Annotated in this window: 20 protein-coding genes; 11 read left to right on the top strand and 9 right to left on the bottom strand. The window is 48.4% G+C overall.

What is annotated here, in order from left to right; translation table 11 throughout:
* Positions 1-170 precede the first annotated feature (170 nt).
* Together rpmF and K4H28_RS00965 are read right to left on the bottom strand one after the other, a co-directional pair.
* Positions 171-350 (bottom strand): 50S ribosomal protein L32, encoded by a 180-nt coding sequence (gene rpmF / locus K4H28_RS00970; protein ID WP_173532309.1) that lies wholly within the window; start codon positions 348-350, stop codon positions 171-173.
* Positions 351-378: 28 nt separating this feature from the next.
* Positions 379-873, bottom strand: a complete 495-nt coding sequence (locus K4H28_RS00965; protein ID WP_221006422.1) for a YceD family protein — start codon at positions 871-873, stop codon at positions 379-381.
* Positions 874-968: 95 nt separating this feature from the next.
* Here K4H28_RS00965 and K4H28_RS00960 point away from each other — a divergent pair, with 95 nt between their 5' ends.
* Both K4H28_RS00960 and K4H28_RS00955 read left to right on the top strand, forming a co-directional pair.
* Positions 969-1,574, top strand: coding sequence for a Maf family protein (locus tag K4H28_RS00960; protein WP_221006421.1), 606 nt, complete (start codon positions 969-971; stop codon positions 1,572-1,574).
* A gap of 199 nt (positions 1,575-1,773) precedes the next feature.
* Positions 1,774-2,481, top strand: coding sequence for an SAM-dependent methyltransferase (locus tag K4H28_RS00955; protein WP_221006420.1), 708 nt, complete (start codon positions 1,774-1,776; stop codon positions 2,479-2,481).
* A 110-nt stretch (positions 2,482-2,591) separates the two neighbouring features.
* Here the strand turns inward: K4H28_RS00955 and K4H28_RS00950 are convergent, their stop codons facing one another.
* Complete coding sequence (locus K4H28_RS00950; protein ID WP_221006419.1) at positions 2,592-5,198, bottom strand: sensor domain-containing protein; 2,607 nt, start codon at positions 5,196-5,198, stop codon at positions 2,592-2,594.
* A 666-nt stretch (positions 5,199-5,864) separates the two neighbouring features.
* Here K4H28_RS00950 and K4H28_RS00945 point away from each other — a divergent pair.
* Both K4H28_RS00945 and K4H28_RS00940 read left to right on the top strand, forming a co-directional pair.
* The gene (locus K4H28_RS00945; protein WP_221006418.1) at positions 5,865-6,488 is read left to right on the top strand and encodes a hypothetical protein; all 624 of its coding nucleotides are present in this window, start codon (positions 5,865-5,867) and stop codon (positions 6,486-6,488) included.
* Between the two features lie 264 nt (positions 6,489-6,752).
* Positions 6,753-7,379, top strand: a complete 627-nt coding sequence (locus K4H28_RS00940; RefSeq protein ID WP_221006417.1) for a nucleotide-binding protein — start codon at positions 6,753-6,755, stop codon at positions 7,377-7,379.
* A gap of 212 nt (positions 7,380-7,591) precedes the next feature.
* Here K4H28_RS00940 and K4H28_RS00935 read toward each other — a convergent pair whose 3' ends face one another.
* Positions 7,592-10,447 (bottom strand): glycosyl hydrolase family 18 protein, encoded by a 2,856-nt coding sequence (locus tag K4H28_RS00935; RefSeq protein WP_308443465.1) that lies wholly within the window; start codon positions 10,445-10,447, stop codon positions 7,592-7,594.
* Between the two features lie 647 nt (positions 10,448-11,094).
* On the opposite strand from K4H28_RS00935, the gene K4H28_RS00925 reads away from it, so the two are divergent.
* Positions 11,095-11,688, top strand: coding sequence for a 6-pyruvoyl trahydropterin synthase family protein (locus K4H28_RS00925; RefSeq protein WP_221006416.1), 594 nt, complete (start codon positions 11,095-11,097; stop codon positions 11,686-11,688).
* A gap of 78 nt (positions 11,689-11,766) precedes the next feature.
* On the opposite strand, the gene ispD is transcribed toward K4H28_RS00925, so the two are convergent.
* Genes ispD through dnaQ form a run of 3 tightly spaced genes read right to left on the bottom strand, consistent with a single transcriptional unit; the run spans position 11,767 to position 14,125 of the window.
* Complete coding sequence (gene ispD, locus K4H28_RS00920; protein WP_221006415.1) at positions 11,767-12,471, bottom strand: 2-C-methyl-D-erythritol 4-phosphate cytidylyltransferase; 705 nt, start codon at positions 12,469-12,471, stop codon at positions 11,767-11,769.
* Positions 12,468-13,379 carry a hypothetical protein gene (locus K4H28_RS00915; protein WP_221006414.1) on the bottom strand — a complete coding sequence of 304 codons (912 nt, stop codon included), beginning with the start codon at positions 13,377-13,379 and terminating at the stop codon, positions 12,468-12,470. The genes ispD and K4H28_RS00915 overlap by 4 nt, the downstream gene beginning before the upstream one ends.
* A gap of 8 nt (positions 13,380-13,387) precedes the next feature.
* Positions 13,388-14,125: a DNA polymerase III subunit epsilon gene (gene dnaQ, locus K4H28_RS00910; protein ID WP_221006413.1), complete on the bottom strand. Its 738-nt coding sequence runs from the start codon at positions 14,123-14,125 to the stop codon at positions 13,388-13,390.
* Positions 14,126-14,321: 196 nt separating this feature from the next.
* On the opposite strand from dnaQ, the gene K4H28_RS00905 reads away from it, so the two are divergent.
* Positions 14,322-15,119 (top strand): DODA-type extradiol aromatic ring-opening family dioxygenase, encoded by a 798-nt coding sequence (locus K4H28_RS00905; protein WP_221006412.1) that lies wholly within the window; start codon positions 14,322-14,324, stop codon positions 15,117-15,119.
* A 63-nt stretch (positions 15,120-15,182) separates the two neighbouring features.
* A complete protein-coding gene (locus tag K4H28_RS00900; RefSeq protein ID WP_221006411.1) occupies positions 15,183-17,441 on the top strand; it encodes a GAF domain-containing sensor histidine kinase in 2,259 nt (752 codons plus the stop codon).
* On the opposite strand, the gene rnhA is transcribed toward K4H28_RS00900, so the two are convergent.
* A complete protein-coding gene (gene rnhA, locus K4H28_RS00895; protein ID WP_221006410.1) occupies positions 17,427-17,858 on the bottom strand; it encodes a ribonuclease HI in 432 nt (143 codons plus the stop codon). The two genes, K4H28_RS00900 and rnhA, sit on opposite strands and share 15 nt — an antisense overlap.
* Positions 17,859-17,883: 25 nt before the next feature.
* Here rnhA and K4H28_RS00890 point away from each other — a divergent pair, with 25 nt between their 5' ends.
* Positions 17,884-18,165 carry a hypothetical protein gene (locus tag K4H28_RS00890; RefSeq protein ID WP_221006409.1) on the top strand — a complete coding sequence of 94 codons (282 nt, stop codon included), beginning with the start codon at positions 17,884-17,886 and terminating at the stop codon, positions 18,163-18,165.
* 55 nt (positions 18,166-18,220) lie between these two features.
* On the opposite strand, the gene K4H28_RS00885 is transcribed toward K4H28_RS00890, so the two are convergent.
* The gene (locus tag K4H28_RS00885; RefSeq protein WP_221006408.1) at positions 18,221-18,955 is read right to left on the bottom strand and encodes a class I SAM-dependent methyltransferase; all 735 of its coding nucleotides are present in this window, start codon (positions 18,953-18,955) and stop codon (positions 18,221-18,223) included.
* Positions 18,956-18,984: 29 nt separating this feature from the next.
* Between K4H28_RS00885 and gloB the strand changes: the two genes are divergently transcribed.
* The 3 genes from gloB (at position 18,985) to K4H28_RS00870 (ending at position 21,952) form a co-directional block, all read left to right on the top strand.
* Positions 18,985-19,734 carry a hydroxyacylglutathione hydrolase gene (gene gloB, locus K4H28_RS00880; protein WP_221006407.1) on the top strand — a complete coding sequence of 250 codons (750 nt, stop codon included), beginning with the start codon at positions 18,985-18,987 and terminating at the stop codon, positions 19,732-19,734.
* An 89-nt stretch (positions 19,735-19,823) separates the two neighbouring features.
* Positions 19,824-21,407: a lytic transglycosylase gene (locus K4H28_RS00875; RefSeq protein ID WP_221006406.1), complete on the top strand. Its 1,584-nt coding sequence runs from the start codon at positions 19,824-19,826 to the stop codon at positions 21,405-21,407.
* 143 nt (positions 21,408-21,550) lie between these two features.
* A complete protein-coding gene (locus K4H28_RS00870; protein ID WP_221006405.1) occupies positions 21,551-21,952 on the top strand; it encodes a hypothetical protein in 402 nt (133 codons plus the stop codon).
* Positions 21,953-22,082: the final 130 nt, after the last annotated feature.

The raw sequence follows: 22,082 nt of genomic DNA, 5'->3' as shown, positions 1-22,082 counted from the left end.
GATACACAATCCATCAGTGATGCAATACGACTGTGACCACAAATCCACTCAAAGACCTAGAATGACGAACGGCGCAAGGGAGTAATTCTCAGAGAGACACTCACTTGCGCCGTAATACTGGCTAGCTAGGCGAAAAAAACACCTGCTCAGCTAAAACAGCCAGGTTGCGATTATTCGCCCTTAGCTTTGATCACACGACGGCCATTGTAAAAGCCGTTTGGTGAAATGTGGTGCGGGCGATGAACTTCACCAGTAGCTGCATCTACAGACAATGCTGGTGCAGAAAGGAAGTCATGAGCGCGGTGCATGCCACGTTTTGAAGGTGATTTTTTGTTTTGTTGAACTGCCATGTTGTAATACTCCTAAGTACTCAGTTGTTTATTCCGCTTTCCTGGTTTTCAACTGAGCCAGGGCTGCAAACGGATTAGGTTTATCGCTTGCCAATTTGGCCAGCGCGTCATCGCCACCACATACATCATGTGTTAGCGCTACTGGTAAAGCGAGTAAAATCTCATCTTCAACCAGCGCTTCAATATCTAGCTCCGGATCGATCAGAATGCCTTCGAGGTCTTCGTCGTGCGCTTCGGCATCGTCGATTTGTTCCTCTGTCGCAAACTGCGTCAACACGGTTTCAGCATGGAGCTGCCAAGGCGCGGCCGATAGGCAACGCTGACAAATCAATTGCAAAGAGCCTTTCACTTCTAAATAAAGCCAAGGGCGCTGCAATTCATCCATACCACTTTCAATATGCCAAGCGACTTCGCCTGATGTATTGGCCAACAGATCACTCAAACGTGAGAGCTGCGAAAGTGGGATAGAACCTTTAAGTTCTCGACCTTCTTGCGCAAATTCCGCGCTATGAATCACCGTCATGTGGCTACTAGCTCGAACCGGAAACCGCGCATGATATAATCGACCGCTACCCTCTGTCAAAGTATTTTGCGCTTTTAAGGCTTAACTTAAACATCATGAACACAACTTCTCACTCTGCGACCGCGCCACAACTCGTTTTGGCGTCTACATCATTGTATCGAAAAGAACTTTTATCTCGGCTTGGTATACCATTTATCACCGCCGCACCCGACTTGGACGAGTCGCCACTGGTCGGCGAAACCGCCGCGCAGACCAGTGAACGCCTCGCGATTGCCAAGGCCAAAGTGCTGGCCGAGCAATTTCCAAACTGCTTGGTGATTGGCTCAGACCAAGTCGCGCTGCTCAATGGTGAGCAACTGGGCAAACCGGGCACACACGAACGTGCCGTTCGGCAGTTGGCTGCGATGCGCGGCCAAACCATCGCCTTTCATACGGCGCTGTGTCTTTACAATACGGCCAACGGCAATACGCAAAGCTACGTGGATATCACGACCGTCACGATGCGTAATTATACCGACGCGCAAATCGAAACCTATTTGCAGCGCGAAAAACCATATAACTGCGCGGGCAGCGCTAAAACCGAGGGCTTGGGCATTGTGATGATTGCGGCGATCGAAGGCAAAGACCCTGCTGCAATTATTGGCTTACCGCTGATTGAGCTGATTACGATGCTGGATGCGGAAGGATTTCCGATTCTGTAATTCAGCAAAGTCAAAAACAGAGTCCACGAAAGACACAAAAAGCACGAAAAAAAACGCTCACTCAAACGATGACGAGATCAACACTCAAATAAGGCTAGCGAATCAACCTGAATACTAATTTCGTGTTTTTCGTGCTTTTCGTGGACAATTCGGTTTTGCTTTGCACCTCTCCGCGCTTGCCACTCTTATTGGATCATTTATGTCAGGAACGCTCTACCTCATTCCCGCCCCGATGGGTGGCGACACACTCAGCGATATTTTACCGACTGACGTGCTTGAAATCGCCAAACGGCTCACGTATTTCGTCGTCGAAAACGCCAAAACGACGCGCGCGCATCTGAAAATGTTCGGCACTCCGCACGAATTGCGTAGCTTACAAATGAATGAATTATCCGAGCACACCAAAGACCACGAAGTGTTCGCGCTACTCAAACCGCTACTCGATGGGATTGACGTGGGTTTGATGTCGGAAGCAGGCTGCCCCGGTGTTGCAGATCCCGGAGCACGCCTAGTGCAATTGGCGCATCAGCGCGGCATCAAAGTCGTGCCACTCGTCGGACCATCTTCTTTACTACTCGCGCTGATGGCGTCTGGCGCCAATGGGCAAAAATTCCGTTTTAACGGCTATTTACCTTCGGATGCAACAGGTCGCGTGACTGCGATTCGTCAACTGGAAGCCACATCAGCCAAAGAAGGCCAAGCCGAGTTGTTTATCGAAACACCGTACCGCAATGGCGCGCTGTTTCAAGCGCTGGTGGCCAGCCTTAAACCCAGCACACGCCTCACGGTCGCCTGCGACATCACCCTGCCAAGTCAAGAGATTTTGACCTTGGAAGCGGGGCAATGGAAAAAGAAACCCGAACCCAATATTCACAAACGACCAACCGTGTTTATTATCCAAGCATAAAGTTATAATTTTTATATGAAAAAGAGCCGAATCAATTCGGCTCTTTTTGCTAGATATCATTGATGTATATTCATGTAGAGTTTACAACTAAAGGCTGGGATAGCAATACATCATCCTTCAACATATTGAATCAATTGCGCAGCTGGCATCGGATGACCAAATAAATGACCTTGAAATGTATTGCAACCCATACTCGCTAGCATATCGCGCTGCTCAACACACTCCACACCTTCAGCGATAACCGACAAGCCAAAGCCATGCCCCAATGAAATCACTGCTTGCGCAATCGTTGCATCACTCGGATCAAGATGCAGGCCTCGCACAAACGAAGAGTCAATCTTGAGTTGCGACAATGGCAATCGCTTGAGATACAGCAAAGATGAGTAACCAGAGCCAAAGTGATCAAGCGAAAAACTCACCCCCAGTGCGCTCAGCTCATTCATTTTATCAATCACTTCTTCCACGTCTTTTTGCAGAGTACTTTCGGTCAACTCCATCCTTAACAACACTGGATTAGCGCCAGTTTCTCTCAAAACAGCAGTAACCATATCCACAAAATTGGGATGCGCCACTTGCAAACCACTCACATTTACCGCCAGTATCCAAGTAGCACTTTGCGGGTATTGCGCCCAAACACTCAATTGCTGGCAAGCCTGCTTCAATACCCATTGGCCCAGCAATACAATTGCACCAGTCTCCTCAGCCATTGGGATAAATACTTCTGGCAGCACCTTTCCTAACGTTGGATGCTGCCAACGTAGCAAGGCTTCCACGCCGACAATCCGCCCCGCGCCATCCAATTGCATTTGGTACTCTAAAAAGAAGCTCTCGCGCGTCAAGGCATCGTGCAAAGACTTTTCTAAATCAGCCTGAATGGCTGCAACCGCCTGCATTTCTGGATCGAAAAAACAGGCCGTATTTCGCCCCGCCGCCTTAGCTTGATACATCGCTACATCCGCTTTTTTGAGCAACTCTTCCATCGGCATGTGCTCTGCCATAAACAATACAATGCCGATGCTGGGCGTACTCAAATGCTCAATTCCGCACAAACAGTAAGGCTGACCCAGGGTCTCTAAGATTTTCGTAGCGACGACCTTAGCCTGATTAGCGGCCTCAGCTTCATGCAGGCTGAGCGTTTCTAATAAAATAACAAATTCATCACCGCCCAAACGGGCGACGCTATCGCTTTCTCGCACACAAGAGAGCAATCGCGCCGAAACCTGCTGCAGCAGCACATCACCAACATCGTGGCCATGCGTATCATTGAGCTGTTTAAAATGATCTAAATCCAGAAACATCACCGCACCATAGTGACCTGAGCGCGCCGATGCGATCATGGCTTTTTTAATTCGATCCAAGAGTAGGCGGCGATTGGGCAAGCCAGTCAACGAATCATAAAATGCCAAACGATGAATTTCTTGGGTACGCTGATACTCCTGCGTAATATCGCTCACCAAACCAATAAACATTGCCTGCCCAGCACGTATCGTTTTTGAAACCGACAGCCGCATCGGGAATAGGCTACCGTTCTTGCGTCGCCCTTCTAACTCACGCGGTAAGCCAATCACTCGTTGCTCGCCGGTATCCAGATAATGTCGTAAATAAGCATCATGATGGCTCGCATGTGGCTCCGGCATCAACATCGAGACGTTCTTCCCCAAAACCTCTTCGAGCTGAAACCCAAATATTCGACTAGCAGATGCATTGAAACTATCAATCAAACCATCAACACCGATGGTGATCACACCATCAGCCATATTGTCTAAAATGGTTTGTGTGTGCTGCGCCGTTTCTTGTAATATTTTTTGATCTTCCGCCAGTTGCTTTTCGGCACGATCATGCTCAATGGCCAAACTAACTAGGTAGGCTGCACGCTTTATTGCTTGCAGTTCAGCTGGCTGTGGTGAGCATGGGTGGGCGTGGTAATTGGCAAATGTTCCTAAAATGCGTCCCTTTGTCGATACGATAGGAATAGACCAACACGATGCCAAGCCATACGACAGAGCCAACCCAGCATAATCTTGCCATAGCGGATCAGTCGCAATATCTGCCACGATGGTAGCTTGTCCGGTATAAGCCGCCGTACCGCAAGAGCCAACGCCCAAGCCAATCGCAGTGCCATCAATCGCAGCACAGTATTCGGCCGGTAGACTAGGTGCAACACCATGTTTCAAGTGCAAACCCAGCTCATCCAGCAATAAAATCGAGCACATTGTCCCAGGAAATGTCGCCTCGAAACTACGAGTAAACTGCTCTAACACCGCCTTAAGAGGCGCATCGGCCACTTGCAACTTGAGCATTTCAAGCTCATTGTCGACCTGCTGCTGAAGTTGTTTTTGCTCGGTAATATCGATCGTGGAGCCAATAATAAATTGCGGTCGCCCCTGCTCATCATACAAAGGATTTTTAACCACATATCCAACTCGATTTTGGCCATACTTCGCACTGAAATAAGTCTCTTCGTATGCCATCGTTTGATGCGCTTCAAAAACAAGCAAATCACGTTGTAAGAATCTTAGCCACTGATCCTGGGGAAAATGTTGCTTGATTTTCTCGCCTTTCACCGCTGAAAAACACACACCTAAGGCATCCTCACAGGCTTTATTCATCAATAAAGCATTCCCCTCTGCGTCTTTTACGAAGCACTGAATGGGCAAAGCATCTAGAAAATCTCGAAAAAAATCAAAATCTTCAGCAGCAAGCTTATTGATGGGCATGTAAGGGAAAAACCTCCAATTCTCGTTGCGTTGAATTCAATGCCAAAGCGGCTCACCTACTGATAAGGCTATACAACATGCTCAAGCGATCAATTGATCCACTTTTTATATCAACCCTTCATCATGGCTGAGAAATTATTGAATTGCAAAATCACCAACAGCAACCCTAAAGCGCTGATAAATAGTAATTACTTTATCGTTTTGGGACTACATTCAAACCAAACCGAGACTTTGACTTAAAACAAAAAACTGAAAAAACACTTTTTGTACGCTGCTATTTATTAGCGAAGAACGTAGCTGCAGTACCACAACGTCCGCCCCTTATCAAAGTTGCCGTTGATGATTTCAGCTGACTCTACACAGCAAGCAAGGGGATTGATCAAGATGTCATCGCCGAACTTAAGCTAATAATAAATTGCAATTTTGTCACTAGCGTTTTGCCGCGTGATCAACAATGCAGAGAATTTTGAACCAACACTTACCCAATTTTGAGGTCAAAAAGACGCGTTAATTAGTGCACAGTAATCTTAACTCCCTACCGCCCGTCATTTACTTTTCTTTTTATGCCATTTAACACCTCAAGCGGCACTATTTACCTATTGAATCAATTCTTAATGACGATATAAAGGATACATATCTGTCTTTATTCGTTTTAAGGTGATTAAAATGTCACTCCAAGTTTCCAGTACCAACTCCAGCAGCCTTGCAGCCAACGTTTCCACCCGAAAAGTAGCCACGGAGCCTGCAAAGATCAGCGAAACACCGCCAACCGACAAGGTCAAACTGAGCGGAGAAGCGACTGAATCACTCACCTACAGCAAACCACGAATGATGCCAGCAGAACTATCGAGCATGCTTGCAGATTCAGAACGGCAAGTTGAAGCAATGATGAATTTGATTCGCCCCTTGCTTGAGCAACAAGGTCTGACGATGTCAAAAGTGGTCAGCGGTGAGCAAAAACTGACTGCCGATCAAGGTACTATCGACGCTGCGAAAGCCGCTATATCTGAAGATGGAGAGATGGGGGTGAGGAAAGTCTCTGAGCGAATTTTAAGCTTTGCAAAATTTGCGATGGGCGACGACCCAGCACAAATGAAAAAAATCCGTGATGCCGTCGAACTGGGCTTCTCCCAAGCCAAAGAAGCACTTGGAGGAGTGCTACCCGAGATCAGCCAAAAAACATACAGCACCATCATGGCCGAATTTGACCGATGGGAAAAAGAAGGCATCCCTGCTGGTGCTACAGTGAGCCTCAAAAAACCTGAGCCAAGTCCAGAGAAAGCAACTTAAACCCATACCGTAAGACCAACCTGATCCGGCTAGCCCTTTTGGACAGGGGTTTGTCGGTTTTGTTACTTAAACGAAAATAAAATCAACACATGGCCAGACTCTGTTGGCTTAAGCACGAGAGTTCACTCAAATAGCCCCCAATCAACATTGACTTATAAATTTCAAATTACTTTCACAAAAAAGCAATAATTTAACCAAAGCTTCACATTTCATCTGCAAAATTCTGACATAATCACAAATGGTTTTGATTATGAGTTTTAGGCAATGCGTAAAATATTGATCGCCAATCCCAAAGGCGGCAGCGGTAAATCAACTCTCTCCACCCACTTAGCAACATACTTTGCATGGCAAGAGGACGCCGTGATGCTGGGCGATTTAGATAAGCAACACTCTAGCCACCATTGGCTTAATTTACGCCCCAGCTCACTTCCGTTTATTCATCGCTGGGACATCGGCGAAGACAAAATCGCCCGCCCACCCCAAGGATGCCAAGTTGCCATTCTGGATACGCCCGCTTGCTTTACCGGAAAAAAACTCAAGCACGTCATTAGCAAAGTCGATCACGTTATCGTACCTGTTTTGCCATCCGCTTTTGATCTCTGGGCCTGCGCTGATTTTTTCGCTGAATTAGCAGAATTGAAAGCGGTACGGCGTGATGAAGTTAAAATTGGTGTTGTCGGTATGCGCGTCAATCCACGCACACAGTCCGCACAGCAACTGCCCGACTTTTTAAATCGTTACGACTTACCGCTACTGACTTGCTTGCGCGATACGCAGTTGTACAACCAAACCATTCAACGCGGCATGACCCTATTTGACTTACCCCACTCAAAAACCGAACGTGACCGTGAAGAATGGCAGCCACTGATTGATTGGCTGCACGTTCGCTAAGATTAATTCTTCAGCCAAAATCCCGCCCAAGCTTGGCGGGATTTTTTATTCCCAAACAAAACGTATCGCTCACTAGCCGTAAATGTATATCCATCTAAGCCTTATTAATTAATAGCTTGAACAATATACGCCCAATGATAGCAATAAAAAACGCCACGATTTAATCGTGGCGTTTTCGTTAACTCAGCCAAGCTGAGTCAAGGTCTAGCTTATTACTTGATACCGTACACTTTACCGTTTGGCAATGTGAGCGTAACACCACTTGGAATCGTCATCGGCATAAATACACGCATACCGATGGTGATGGTTTTGCCTGCACTAAAGTCAGACACGCCCCAACCAGTAGCTTTCATCTCGTACGTTACGCGGTGGAAGCCATTTGGCAGGCCGCCGACGTTACCAACAGTGCTTGATGCTGGCACTGCAGACCAAGTACCACCGCTATAGATATCAACTAGGTTTTCAATGCCTGCACCTGTAGGTGGATCGCTAGGTTTCAAGAATTGAACTGTCGCTGGTACCAATGGTGTAGACGGTGCGATATTGAATGATACTTTCGCGCCAGTCAGATCAACATTTGAGTTGTTTTTCAGTTTCACACCAATTGCGAGTGGGTAGTTATCATCGCCTTTAGGTTTGAAACCAACCAAATCAATTGCTACATCCAATACTTCAGCTGGCTGAACAAACTTCTCATCACCCGCTTTCACACCGTACGGTGCTGCAGCACGTAATTTGTTCGCTGCCATTGCAGTCAAGTAGCTACCCATACCGTATGAAGAAGTACCGTTTTGTGCTGGCGTGCTGTAGTCACCCGCCATTTCCCAGAACATAATACCGCCGGCACCTTGGTCGATTGCGTACTGTACTTTGGCTGCAAATGATTTCTCATTTTCAGTCGACAAGAACACTTTCTTCGTTGGGTTCCACAACCATGATGATTTAGCAACATCATCGTAAGACTCGATGTAGTTACCAATCGCTTGGCCAGCTGGCTTAGTCACATCATGACCGTATTGAGCAACGTACGGTGTTGGCAAGCCATCACGCAAGTTGTTCACGTGCCACAGCGGATTCACACCGGCAAACATTTCATTACCAGCTGCATCACGGTCGAACCACAAGTTATCAATACCTTGTGCGCCGAAGCCGCACGGAGCACCTGCTTTCGCGCTCAATGCATTAGGACCTAAGTTGCCGCCAGTACCGAGGTAGCACTTAGTTTGATCAGCTAGAGCAGACAGACCCCACAGACCATTCGTGCCACCCGTTACGTTTTGTGAACCACGAGTGTAGTACGGTAGACCGATATTGATACGACCACCAGCCAATGCAGTGCGGAAGTATTTATAAGCCCAGTCAATGTTCAAGTAACCTTGAGCGTTGTAGTACTTACCATCACCTGCTGTGTCGTAGATCTTCGCATCAGCGATTTCGTTATCTTTACCTGAATCATACAAGGCAGCATTGTGGCCCACGAAGTGGTTCCATGCACCGTGCAAGTCGTAGGTCATGATGTTCACGAAGTCGAGGTATTTAACTGCTTCGAAATCTTCCATACCGCGTAGCAAGTAACCTGACGATGGTGATGCAATCGTCAATTGGTAGTACTTATTATCAGCAACGGCTTGTTTATCCAACTCGGTACGCAACGTTTTCATCAAGGCCATATAGCCTTTCCACAAGTCGCCACGTTTTGCATTGCCAATCTTCCAGTCTTCTGGATTACCAGCGTCGCTCATTGAAGTTGGGTATTCGTAGTCGATGTCGATACCGTCAAAGTTGTATTTCTTAACAAAAGCAGCTGCTGATTTAGCAAAAGCATCGATACGATCTTGGCGAACTGCGCCCGTCACTGGGTCAGTCGTCAATGCGTAGAAACCACCTGATACGGTACGGCCATCGGCATCATTAAAGAAGCCACCAGTCTCAGCCCAACCCCCAACAGAGAGCAGCAGTTTAACGCCGTTCTTATTGTTGGCTTGCAACATATTGAAGTGGCCTTTGTATGGCAGATTTGGATTCAACGCGTATTTAGCGCCTTTCTCCGGCCATTCCATGCCTACTGAAGAGTTGTTTGGATTGTTTACATCACCAATCGACACTTTCCATTGGTCATTCACGTGTGCAAATGCGTAGTTCACGTGAGTGATATCACCCCAAGGCACATCAGCACCGAGGTATGAAGGCTGATTATTTTTGCCAGTACGCCAGTTGGTGAAGTAACCGATACTACGGCGTTTCATGTTGTTAGCGAGTTTTTCACGGCCAGCAGTATCGTAAACATCGCAGTATGGCACGTTGGCAACTTCAGACACCAAGCCAGCTGGACGGCATTGGTCTTGCGTCCCTACGATTGGAGTGGCTGTCGGCGTTGGTGTTGCTGGTGGCGTAACTGTCGGAGTCGGAGTCGGGGTAGCTGGAGCCACTGTTGGCGTTGGCGTTGCTGGAGCCACTGTAGGTGTTGCCGGGGCTACTGTTGGCGTTGGTGTTGCAGGCTTAGCCGTCGGAGTAGGCGTTGCCGGAGCCACCGTTGGTGTTGGCGTTGCTGGTGCCACTGTTGGCGTTGGGGTCGCTACGCTGCCGCCACAAGGACCAAGATCAAGCCACGGTTTGCCAGAACCTACATTAGTCGCAGGTTCATTACCTTGTGTCCACCATTGTGCTTTGTAGTTACGGCCATTAGAACTAACTAGTGCGCCGCCATTGTATGCAGTTGCTGAATTCCAAGCTGCATTAGTACATGAGCCTACTGCAGGTGTTGCAGTTGGAGATGCAGGTGTTGCCGTTGGGCCAACTGGTGTTGCCGTTGGAGCAACAGGAGTTGCAGTTGGAGCAACTGTTACCACTGGACCCGTCAATGCTTCCCAAGGACCCCATTGCTCTGTTCCAGGTACGTTACCTTGTGTCCACCACTTGGCTTTAAAATCTTTACCAGAGTAGGTCACAACGTCGCCAGCGACGTAGGTAGAAGTGCTATTCCATGCAGTAGCAGCAAATGCGCTTACTGAGATCATTGCAATAGCGGCCGGAATAGCTGCAAATGCGATGCGATTCAAATGGGACATTAAAGTCTCCTCCATATTATTGATTGGCATTCATGCTGCAAAATAATTGGTCTTATTCTGCAACTTAGAGCTGTTACCATTTTGTAAGAATTATGGCATTAGCCCTTGCTGACCGACCACACCACTTCCAGGCCGACCTCGGCAATTACGATTTATCCTTAAGCCAAAACCATTGTCAACACCCTAAATCCAAACAAAATTGTGGGTGGCGAGTAAAAACAGTACTTCCGTATTATTTACTACATAACACGACTAACACACTTGTGCCGCACTGCAGCATAAAAATACCAAGCCAATGATTTAATTGATATAAATCGCAGCAAAACTTGAAAGCAATACATTAATTAGCGTTTACTGATGTAACTACAATCTAATTACCTCAGTAGTCAAAGCAGTAAATTTTTTGCAAAACATGACTCAAATGTGACGAAAATCTCATGTTTTTTCTCTTTCGAAAATCTGTGTCAGCCATGTGCTTTCTTGATTCTTTCGCTTTGTTTTCTTGAAAGAAATCACGATTAGCATCCGTTAAGCTCAAAAGCAGTGGTATTAAGTACACCCAAAAATCAGCCAATTACCGAGACCCCGCCTTGCCCTCAAGCGCTGACTCTGTTAAAAACAAGCCTCACTCATCGCCAGCTATTAATATGTTGATTCGCAAACTATTTAAATTTGAAAACGCCCATATCGTTCGCAATTGCTCGTCTGAGCGCTGCCGCACATCGATCCACGGCCACAGCTATAAAGTAGAAGTGCTGCTGGAAGCCGATGCGCTCGATAATGGGCAAATGGTTTACGATTTTGGCTTGATGAAAGGCACCATTCGCGACGTGATCGATGCATTCGATCATGCGATTTGTTTTTGGGATAAAGATGATGCGGAATATATTCGTCTATGCAAAACATTTTCAGCGCGCTGGATCTCGATGCCAGTGTCACCATCGGCTGAACAGTTTGCCCGCCTCTTCTTTGTGATTATTGATCAGGTGTTGGCGCAAACGGTGATGGCCAACGGCGAAAGCGACGTTAGATTGCATTCCATCATCGCCCACGAAACCGAAACGGGTTACGCGCAAGCCTTTCGCCACGACGCCTACAATCCGCGCATGGGCGAAATCCAGCTCTCGCAAATTGAATTTTCAGCGCAATGCCAGCAAGAATGGATTGATCCTGAAATGTATCAAAAGCTGCTCAATGGCGTGAAATTCACCAACTCAGCCGTTCCACAGCAAGTCATTTAAACACGTCAGTCCTTTGAACATAAAAAAAGCCCGCTGAATGATTCACGCGGGCTTTTTAGTTTTTGTCATTCAAACAGATTAGAGCGACTCGGCCTTCAGCAATAAACCCGCCAAAATCAAATCCTGCGGATAAGTCACTTTTAAATTCCACGGGCTACCCATAATCAATTTTGGGGATTTTCCCAACCGTTCTAGCGCGCTGGCTTCATCGGTAATATCTGCCACGTGTTCGGGCAAAGCGGCTTGTAGTGCCGACAGCAGTTCTTGCTGACGGAACATTTGCGGCGTTTGCGCTTGCCACAGTCCGGCACGCGGCGTCGTGCGAGCGATGCTCTGCTCATTCGTTGCCACCTTCAGGGTATCTGCGACTGGAACAGCTAAAATACCGCCTACAGGGTCATACTCTAACTGGATAATCATGGCGTCAACTTGCAAGCTGGTGATACAAGGCCGCGCAGCATCATGAACCAATACCCATGCATCTGACTGCGGCAACGCCGCCAAACCATTGAGCACCGATTGCGCACGGCTATCGCCGCCGACGCGCAGCACCAGCAAGCGCGCGAACGAGTCGCCGAGTAAATCAGACCAGTCATAGCTTTCCCACCACTCGTCTTCTGGGGAAATAACGACGACCACTTGCGCCAATCGCGCTGCGCCCAGCAAAGCGCGTAGCGTGTGCGCGATCAACGGTTGCCCGAGCAAATCCAAGTATTGTTTCGGTGTGGCGGACGCCATTCGGCTGCCGCTACCTGCTGCTGGAACCAGCGCCAGCGCGCTCATTCTGACTCGCCCTCAGCGTCTTCATCAGCATCAAGCGCGTTGTACACCTCAATGATTTCGACTTCAGGATGCGCAGCTTGCCAAGCGTCGAGCACGTCAGCCAGTGCTTGATCATTCAGCGCGGCGACGCCAAATTCGCGTTCTGGCTGCCATTTTGTTTCTGCAACAGCAGCGACCTGATCATGATGCTCGTGCGGTATTCCTTCGCTACAGGCTTTACACAACATTTGCACATTACTGCCCCAATCTTCGAGCGCCAAGCCAGCATCTACAACCAAACTATCAAGGGTATTTACCGCCAGCTCTTGGGATGCATTTGCTTCAATCACATACGTTGAGTAGTTCGAGCGTTGCCAAAATTCGAGCCAATCAAATACCGGTACTTCTTTGCCATGCAATATCCGTGTTCCGCGCGGTGCGCCGTCAATTAGCACGATATCGTGATAACGCACGCCGCAATCGGGCATCGGCACGCTAACAATCTGCGCCCGCGCCGGATCAAGGCGATTTGCCCACAGCACTTCAACCTGATCATCCTGCGTGATTCGGACTGGAATTAAGCCCAGTTTTAAATCTGGCGCGGCATTTTCCAAGGCATCCAGCAGCATAGTGATGCCAAAAAATGCCCAAGCCTTCGCCGCAGTTTCCCAGTCTGACATCGCCGTAGCAGCAATACCCAGATTCCACCACGCGGCCTCATCTTCGGGATTGAGTTCTGCGGCGCGGCGATTGTAGCGCAGCGACTCGGCCCAACGGCTTTGATATTTATACAGCAGCGCCAAATCGTAGTTCGTCACCGCATCTTGCTCGTCGATCGCTAGCGCAGCCAAAAAGTGCTGTTCGGCCAAGGCTTCGTCATGGTCGTCCCACGCGGCGTGCGCGGCAGATTTTAGTTCGGCGGTATTCATGCAAACACTCATTGTGGATTGCCCTCGATCGTCGCTAGCGGCTCAAGTTCACGCCACACACAGCTACCTTTGACGGTTTTATCGAGGGCATCGAGATATTTTTGATGTAAAGCGAGTTCTTCGGCGCTGGCCTGCGTAATGATCAGCGGTTGGCTGCTATTGCGGCGCTCTAAATTGCTGGCGTTTTCTTCGGCCGTTGGCGCAAAGTCGATCAATAGGCTGTCTTGCCCCCGCGTCATCGCCATATACACTTCGGCGAGCAACTCGCAGTCAATCAGCGCGCCGTGCAAAGTCCGCCCTGAGCGATCGACATCATAACGATCACACAACGCATCGAGGCTATTACGCTTACCCGGCCACAAGTCTTTGGCCATTTTCAGCGTATCGGTAATGCTCTCAACGTAATCTTCAATCTTGCCGCGCCCAAGCTTGCCCAACTCCATATTCAGGTAGCCGACGTCAAACGGCGCATTATGGATAATCAGCTCACTGCCTTTGACGAAGTCGAGAAAATCATCAACGATTTGAGCAAATTTAGGTTTGTCGGCCAAAAACTCAGTCGTTAAGCCGTGAACATTCAATGCGCCCTCTTCCGAGTCGCGGCCAGGATTCACAAAACGATGAAAATGACACTCCGCTTTGGATAATTTGCGGTCAATCATTTCGACCCCAGCCACCTCTAGCAAGCGATTGCCGTCCTCAACGCGTAAACCTGTCGTCTCGGTATCCAAAAAGATTTGACGCATACCCACATTCCCCACAAAACAATGGCCGCTATTGTAACTGATGTTCCAGCCCATCGCGGCAGCAGCAAGCCTCAACGGCCAGTGCTCTAGTCAATCGCCAAGACGAGATTCATTTTTTCCCACCAAGTTGTTCAAATCATTTCGCCGCAGCATGAAAGCCAAAACCGTATGATTGGAGCATCAAAAGGATGAACTTATGCCCCACATTTTATTTATTAGTCACGGCGCGCCATCGCTCGTTATTGACGATGTTCCGCCGCGCGATTTTCTACTGTCACTCGGTAAAGCGCTGCCGCATCCCAAGTTGATCGTGATGATTTCGGCGCACAATATTCAATCGCACACCACGGTCGGTATCGCCCAACAATGGCAGGAATGGCATGACTTTGGCGGCTTTGCCCCTGAGCTGTACCAAATGCAATATCGCCCGCAAGGAGACGCTGATTTCGCGCAACGCCTAGCGCAGCAACTCGCCAACACTGGGCTCACAGTGGCCATCACCGATGACCCCGCGCTGGATCACGGCGCATGGGTGCCGCTGAAACTGATGTATCCCGCCGCCAATGTGCCCGTAGTAACGATCTCGCTGGCGAAAAATATGGATGCTGCCGCACACTGGGCTTTGGGTGAACGTTTAGCTGAAATTTTGCCGAATGATGTGCTGTTGATTGGCTCGGGTAGTATCACGCACAATTTACGCGATGCTTTTAGCCGAATGCAATCGGGGCAAACTGAATTTGATATTGAACCGTATGCAGCTGAGTTCATTGCAGCTACTTACTCAGCGCTCGATACCTATAGCCCTGCTGATTGGGAAAACTGGCAAAACAATTTGCCTCACGCCCGCCGTGCCCATCCCACGCCCGAACATTTTTTACCGCTACTGATCGCCAAAGCGGCAGCAGGTCAATCAGCGCATCATAAAGCCTTGCATCAAAGTATGTCGCTCGGCGTGCTGGGCATGGATGTGATCGCTTTTGAGTCGACAAAATAAGGAAGAAACGGCGATGAATTAAGCTATAAATCTAAAACACGCAGAACGAACCCGGAGGAATTCATGCATTCTGATTTGCAGCGGCTCGCAAAAATTGCCCGTCAGCATCCTCGCATCGCACTGCGTATTTATCTGCAAATTGAAACCTCAGCAAAGAACCAAGGCGACTACGCCTTGCAATTGGATGCGCTCTATCAACGCTACTTTACGCTGGAGCGCATTGGAGAAGCGGCCACCATCGAAGCGGAACTCAAACTTGCGCTGACTTTTGCCGAAGAAAACGCACTCGCTTGGCAAGCGGGCCGTCTTTTTGAAGCGCTCGGTCGTATTCACTACACCCGCAGTGAATACCGCGACGCTCTGCAAAACTGGACCCGCTGTATTGATACGAGCTTACTCACTGGCGATGTCGCCTCAGGCATTGAAGCTCGGATTGGTCTGAGCCAAATTAGCAATGAGCTGGGTGACCCCGGTCAAGGCAGTCGCTACTTTAAAGACGCCGAGCAGCTCATCGATAAAATTGATAATCCCTATCTGGCCAGCAAGCTAGCCATCAATATCGGGGTCAATCATTTTTATTACCCCAATGAACTGGAACAATCCGAAGCGCAGTTTTTACGTGGCTTGCATTATGCAACCTTAGGCAATATCAAGGAGTACATTGCTGAATCACACTGGCATTTAGGCCACGTATATCTTGAGCAAGATCGGCTTGAAGCGGCCAACAGTAGCGTTCATATCGCACTGACCATGGCCGAAAAGTGTAGCTACCAGTGGTTACGCGGGGTTTGCTATGACACCTTGGCGCAGATTTTATTCAAACAGAAAGACTTTTCCGCCGCCCAAGTCCATTGCGAAAAAGCGCTTCTTTTTGCCAAAGAAAGCAATTCACTATTTCAACAAGTCGAACATTTACGCTTACTAATTGGAATTCATGAGCAAAATGGCAATTTAGCGCAGGCGATGCATTACGTGCATGAAATGCACGCTACCCAAACCAACATGAATTTGCTCAGCGCACCAGATCGGCTGCAGGTGCTCAAAAAGTACGATTTAACGCAAAAATCAATCAGTGAACAGCTACTCGATCTGGCTGCCAATCCTGAAATCAATCTGGGTCAGCAATCTTCATTACAACTACTACTCGACGAAGCCGCACGTATTTTGCAACTGGATTGGGTCGGCATTTGGACCCTCAATAACCACACGATGAGCTATGAATGTAAAGCGCAATCGAATACCAGTTCGCCGATTCACCTCACGATCGACAGAGATAAAACACCAAATTATCACCAATTTATCCAGCAAATCAGTCAAGCCGTCATTGCACCAGATGCCCGACTTCATCCAACTGCCAGTGAGATGCAAAGTATTTTTGGCGAACACACACCACAATCCTCGCTCGACTTCCCGCTACAAACTCACAATCAGCAAATGGGCATGGTAAGTTTTTTTCAAATCAAACATAAAAATGTGTGGCAGCGTGAAGATATTCTACATTGCAGTCATCTTGTGCATTTAATTGAGCGAGTGTTTGCCAATACAGAACGCGACAAAATTCAATCTGAATTACAAAGAAATGAAAAAATGGCCTCGCTCGGGCGTCTCGTCGCTGGCATTGCCCACGAAATCAATACCCCCATTGGTATCGGCGTCACCGCGAGCAGTACTTTGCACAGCGAGCTCAAACAAATCGACGCTGAAATTGATTCTGGCAAGCTCGGAAAAAATCGCTTGCTCAGTTTCGTCAAAACCGCGATGGAAAACGTCCTCGTCACCGAGCGGAATTTGCAGCGCGCTGCCGAACTCGTGAAAAGCTTTAAAGAAATCGCCGTTGATCAAAATAGTGATATTCGACGCAGAATTAATGTTAGCGATTATCTGAACGAGATTTTGCTCAACCTGTCACCGAGTGTTAAGCACACACCGTATCGCTGGGTAGCCCAATGCAATCCTAGTATTGAAGTAGATACCTACCCTGGCAGCATCTCGCAAATTATCGCCAATTTCATCAATAACAGTCTATTGCACGGATTTGAGGGCCGATCGAATGGCCTGATGAAGATTGAATTGACTCAAGGCGCTGCGGGGGAATTGATTTTGGACTATCGCGACGATGGGAATGGGATGGACGAAAATACGCAAAAACATATTTTCGACCCCTTTTTCACCACAAAGATGGGGCGTGGCGGCAGTGGCTTGGGCATGAATATTGTGTATAACCTGATCACTCAACAACTGAAGGGCAGCATTGAAATTCACAGTCAACCCAATCAAGGCGTTCACTTTCACTGCGTATTTCCAGTACTAGCCAGCCAATGACTCAACACCACGATTGGCGAGTTGATCGGCTCGTTCGTTACCGGGATTGCCTGCGTGGCCTTTCACCCAGCGCCATTGCACTTGGTGCCGTGCGACTTGTTCATCGAGCAGTTTCCACAAGTCTTCGTTTTTCACGGGCTGTTTGGCAGCGGTTTTCCAGCCGTTTTTTTTCCAACCGTGAATCCACGTTTCAATACCATTTTTAACGTACTGTGAGTCGGTATGAATCGTCACTTCGCAAGTGCGCGTTAAGGCAGCGAGCGCTGAAATAACACCGAGCAATTCCATGCGATTATTGGTCGTATGCGCTTCGCCGCCAAAGAGTTCTTTTTCGTGTTCGCCATATTTCAAATAAGCGCCCCAACCACCGGGCCCTGGATTACCTTTACAAGCACCATCAGTGTAAATTTCAATCATCTTTGATTCACTTTCGGATTAGATCATGCGCAAAATTGCGATTAGTTTGGTTTTCATTTTAACCGCAGCACCTAGTTTCGCGGCGACTTTCTGTCCGTGGAAAGTACCGAGCGAAGCCAAGGCCGAACGATTTATTAATTTAACAGTGGTGCAGTTTGTTGATGTCGGTGATGACGACGTCAAAATTGCTTTTGGAGGCGGAAATTTGGGCAGCGGCTACGATGTTCGCATTCCTAGCAAAACCCGAGAAGACGCTAATAAGATACTCAAGTCTATGCAAGAGACCGCCAAACAGTGCGACAAGTAAAATATTGACGTATTGCCATCAGTGCATTGAATATCAATGGCTAGGTACCAATACCTCACTTACATCGATCTTTGCTAGCCTGCTGGCGCATTTTCTCAACCACCACTGCCGCATTTTGGTTCACCGTTACCGTTCGCCATTGTGGTTCAATCACATGCATGCCGCGCACCCGCTTTACCACCTCAAGACAATACACGCCGCCACCTGCAGGCCAAAGGCGATCACCCGCTTGATCAAAAAAGCGGCTTTTTTCTAACCAGCCCGCTCGCTGAATCGGTGGGCGATAACACAAATGCTCGTCATTGACGGACTGCAAATCAAGCTCTGCGAGCCAATCTTTTAATTTAGGCAGCGCAACAAAGTTGCCTTTCCACGGCATATCTTGATTGGGTTTCAGTCGCCGCAAGCCCCATAAACTCCATGGATTAAAGCCAGTAATCAGTAACCGGCCTTCTGGGCGCAAGACGCGCTGACATTCGCGCAATACCGCATGCGGGTCGGGCGAAAAATCTAAAACATGCGGCAGCGCGATGAGATCAAGACTCTGCTCATCAAACGGTAATTCATGTGCAGTGCATTTTAATTGGGTGCCCGCCGCTTCACCGGCTTGCAGGCGCCACGGCATGCGATTGCTGCGCAGGCAATCGAGTTGCGGCAATTCGAGTTGCACCGCTTTATAACCAAACAGGTCAACTGCCGCGCGCTCAAACCATGCGGCTTCGCTCAATGCGACATATCGCCCTAGCGGAGTCGCCAACCAAGCGGCAAAATGATCAAACTCAGCATTCATGACAGTGGCTCACAGGATTAATATCGCAAATGCTCAAAATTAGCTGCCTTCCTATTTTTACCGATAATTATATCTGGCTACTGCAAAACGACCAGCAAGTCGTCGCGGTTGATCCGGGAGCCGCTGAGCCATTACAAAGTTGGCTGGCCGAACATCATTTTGAATTAGCAGGCGTCATCATCACCCACCACCATCACGACCATACCGATGGACTCGCTGAGTTGGCTCACCATGATCTCCCTATTTATGGCCCAGCAGGGATCAAGCACGTCAATCACATCTTATCTGGTGGCGAAACGATTCATCTACTTGGCGAAGCATTCCAAGTCATCGCCACCCCCGGCCATACCCTTGATCACCTGAGTTTCTATGGTGCGGGCGCTCTTTTTTGTGGCGATACCTTATTTGCTGGCGGTTGCGGCCGACTGTTTGAAGGCACCTACGAACAGCTGTTTCATAGTTTACAGCGCCTCGCCACCTTACCACCGGAAACCTTGGTCTGCTGTACGCACGAATATACGCTCAGTAATTTACGCTTTGCGCTGGCTGTTGACCCCATGCATGCCGCAACACAAAATCGTCAGGCCATCGAAAGTGAAAAACGTTCCCGTAATGAGCCCACTTTGCCCAGCACGATCGCGCTCGAATTGGCCACCAATCCATACTTGCGAGTACACGATATTGCGTTTATAGAGCGCGTTGCCCGGCATACGCCCAGCATCAAGACCGCCTTAGATTGCTTTACCGCCCTTCGGCAATGGAAAGATTCTTTCCGTTAATCAAATAAACGCTGCTAACGCGTTGACATGGTATGAAAGCGGCCTTTAGTATCGCGAGATTCACTTCATCATTTAATGGGACACGGCTCATGAAGCTGCAACTGCCTGCGCTCATCCTCTCTGCTTGTTTATCGGCTTCTCTTTTTGCCGCAGATTCAGCCAAGATCCGACTCGACTACAACCTCAGCATTCCATCTGGATCACTTGATGGCGATACCGCCAAAGTCATGGACGCCCTATTTGGCAATGTGATGACAACGCAAATGGAAAAAGATTTGTGGGCGCGGGTGCGCAAAGGCTTTGTCATTCCCGACATCGATAGCCCCTTGGTGAGCAAATGGGAAAATTACTACGCCAGCCGCCCCGATTATCTGAATCGAATCATCAATCGCAGCAATCCCTATCTGCATTTTGTGGTCGAAGAAGTCGAAAAACGTGGCATGCCAATGGAGTTCGCACTGCTGCCGATGATTGAATCGGCCTACAATCCACGCGCCGAATCGCATGCCAAGGCCGCGGGTATGTGGCAGTTTATTCCCGACACTGGCAAACGCTATGGTTTAGAGCGCACATGGTGGTATGACGGTCGTCGTGATGTGGTGGCGGCAACAGGTGCTGCATTATCGTACTTGCAAGATATTCACGGTATGTTTGATGACTGGCAATTGGCTTTAGCTTCATACAATTGGGGGGAAAATGCAGTCAAACGCGCAGTGGCCAAAAATGCAGCGGCGGGTCTACCGACGAACTACATCGATCTAAGAATGCCCGATGAAACGCGCAATTATGTTCCCAAATTGCTCGCCATTCGCAACATCATCGCCGACCCTGAAGCCTATGGCGTGACTTTAACGCCGATGAATAACTATGCCTACTTCACTACACTGCAAACCGGCAAACATATGGACGTTTCGGTAGCGGCAAAGTTGGCAGAAATCAGCGTGGATGAATTACTTCGCCTCAACCCTGGCTTTATCCGTCCTGTCATTGCCCATAAAGACGACCGCCATATGGTGTTGCCAGTAAGCAAAAAAGCCGTGTTTGAACGCAATTTAGCGCAATACACCGAGCCGCTACTCAACTGGCAGCCCTATGTGACTAAATCAGGCGAGCGTTTTGATGAACTCGCGGCAACCTTTGGCATTGCACCTGCCGAACTACGCGACATTAACGACATCTCTAACAAAGACAGCATCGCGCGTGGGCAAACGATTTTGGTGCCTAAAGTACCAGGTTTAGATATTTCCGAGCGACAAACCTTGCTCGCACTGCATAAAAATCGCGAATCTGATGTGATTGATACTGGCGCCAATGACGCGCCTAAAGCGCAGCCTGTCCTTGCCAAATCAGCTGCCGCGGGTGAACACAAGGTGGCTAAGGGCGATACCTTATTTAATATCGCCAATCGCTACGGCCTCACAGTGGCGCAGCTCAAATCCATCAACGGGCAAAAATCGAATCACATTTCTGTCGGTGATACCTTGAACATTCCTGGTAAAGCCGTCGCTAAAAATGGGAAGAAATCAGCGCCAACCAAATACGTTGCCAAGCGTGGTGATACCTATAGTTTGATTGCAAAAAAATATGACGTTGATCTTGACGACCTCAAAAAATGGAATCGACAAAACTTAGTTCCGGGCATGAAAGTGGTCGTGTACCAACCCAATAGTTAATTGCCTACCATCACTAAAAACCGCTGCTTAAAACCAGCGGTTTTTTTCTATTCGCTCGCGACAAAAATCCAAAAATCGACGTGCATTTTCTAAAAAAAGAGCCTAATCTATACCAACGATAAGACTTATCGATAGGCTCAATCATGAAAGCGCATACCGACCTCAAACTCCAGCACCGCGATATCGTGTTCAGCGCACTGCCAACTGATCAAGCAGTGCAAGCGGCACGTCTACTCGGGCGTATTGTCGGTGTTACCGTGCAAGCCCATCCGAGTGATCATCGTATTTCGGTGCAATACTGCATCAGCGAGCACACACTACTCAAACTTGAAAACGTGTTAATGGAAGCAGGTTTTCATTTGGATAACCACATCCTGCAAAAAATCAAACGCGCCCTCGCCCACTATTGCGAAGAAGTGCAATCTGACAACCTCAATATCCCAGAGCACAACATCAAAAGCCGCGATGTCTATATCAAAGTATGGGAAAAACACTCGCACGGCGATCATGATGACACGCCCGAAGAACTACGCCGCTACTTATAAGACATGTATATCCATACAGCCTTTATTTATAAATGGTTAGATGGATATACCACCAAGCACGGCATATTTAAATACTTTCTGACAATACACAATCCAAACTCCTCCTCCTGCGCGCTATAATTGGCGCTTC

The sequence above is a fragment of the Deefgea tanakiae genome (assembly GCF_019665765.1).
GTDB classification, from domain to species: domain Bacteria; phylum Pseudomonadota; class Gammaproteobacteria; order Burkholderiales; family Chitinibacteraceae; genus Deefgea; species Deefgea tanakiae.
This window is presented reverse-complemented; position numbering and strand designations above follow the sequence as displayed.

What these genes read in the sequence shown, in the direction of transcription:
- rnhA (WP_221006410.1), bottom strand. Translation starts at nt 17,858, where the DNA reads ATGATTGAAATTTACACTGATGGTGCTTGTAAAGGTAATCCAGGGCCC.
- K4H28_RS00885 (WP_221006408.1), bottom strand. Translation starts at nt 18,955, where the DNA reads ATGAATGCTGAGTTTGATCATTTTGCCGCTTGGTTGGCGACTCCGCTA.
- K4H28_RS00925 (WP_221006416.1), top strand. Translation starts at nt 11,095, where the DNA reads ATGTTGATTCGCAAACTATTTAAATTTGAAAACGCCCATATCGTTCGC.
- K4H28_RS00960 (WP_221006421.1), top strand. Translation starts at nt 969, where the DNA reads ATGAACACAACTTCTCACTCTGCGACCGCGCCACAACTCGTTTTGGCG.
- ispD (WP_221006415.1), bottom strand. Translation starts at nt 12,471, where the DNA reads ATGAGCGCGCTGGCGCTGGTTCCAGCAGCAGGTAGCGGCAGCCGAATG.
- K4H28_RS00940 (WP_221006417.1), top strand. Translation starts at nt 6,753, where the DNA reads ATGCGTAAAATATTGATCGCCAATCCCAAAGGCGGCAGCGGTAAATCA.
- dnaQ (WP_221006413.1), bottom strand. Translation starts at nt 14,125, where the DNA reads ATGCGTCAAATCTTTTTGGATACCGAGACGACAGGTTTACGCGTTGAG.
- gloB (WP_221006407.1), top strand. Translation starts at nt 18,985, where the DNA reads ATGCTCAAAATTAGCTGCCTTCCTATTTTTACCGATAATTATATCTGG.
- rpmF (WP_173532309.1), bottom strand. Translation starts at nt 350, where the DNA reads ATGGCAGTTCAACAAAACAAAAAATCACCTTCAAAACGTGGCATGCAC.
- K4H28_RS00890 (WP_221006409.1), top strand. Translation starts at nt 17,884, where the DNA reads ATGCGCAAAATTGCGATTAGTTTGGTTTTCATTTTAACCGCAGCACCT.
- K4H28_RS00900 (WP_221006411.1), top strand. Translation starts at nt 15,183, where the DNA reads ATGCATTCTGATTTGCAGCGGCTCGCAAAAATTGCCCGTCAGCATCCT.
- K4H28_RS00935 (WP_308443465.1), bottom strand. Translation starts at nt 10,447, where the DNA reads ATGTCCCATTTGAATCGCATCGCATTTGCAGCTATTCCGGCCGCTATT.
- K4H28_RS00955 (WP_221006420.1), top strand. Translation starts at nt 1,774, where the DNA reads ATGTCAGGAACGCTCTACCTCATTCCCGCCCCGATGGGTGGCGACACA.
- K4H28_RS00945 (WP_221006418.1), top strand. Translation starts at nt 5,865, where the DNA reads ATGTCACTCCAAGTTTCCAGTACCAACTCCAGCAGCCTTGCAGCCAAC.
- K4H28_RS00915 (WP_221006414.1), bottom strand. Translation starts at nt 13,379, where the DNA reads ATGAATACCGCCGAACTAAAATCTGCCGCGCACGCCGCGTGGGACGAC.
- K4H28_RS00870 (WP_221006405.1), top strand. Translation starts at nt 21,551, where the DNA reads ATGAAAGCGCATACCGACCTCAAACTCCAGCACCGCGATATCGTGTTC.
- K4H28_RS00965 (WP_221006422.1), bottom strand. Translation starts at nt 873, where the DNA reads ATGACGGTGATTCATAGCGCGGAATTTGCGCAAGAAGGTCGAGAACTT.
- K4H28_RS00950 (WP_221006419.1), bottom strand. Translation starts at nt 5,198, where the DNA reads ATGCCCATCAATAAGCTTGCTGCTGAAGATTTTGATTTTTTTCGAGAT.
- K4H28_RS00905 (WP_221006412.1), top strand. Translation starts at nt 14,322, where the DNA reads ATGCCCCACATTTTATTTATTAGTCACGGCGCGCCATCGCTCGTTATT.
- K4H28_RS00875 (WP_221006406.1), top strand. Translation starts at nt 19,824, where the DNA reads ATGAAGCTGCAACTGCCTGCGCTCATCCTCTCTGCTTGTTTATCGGCT.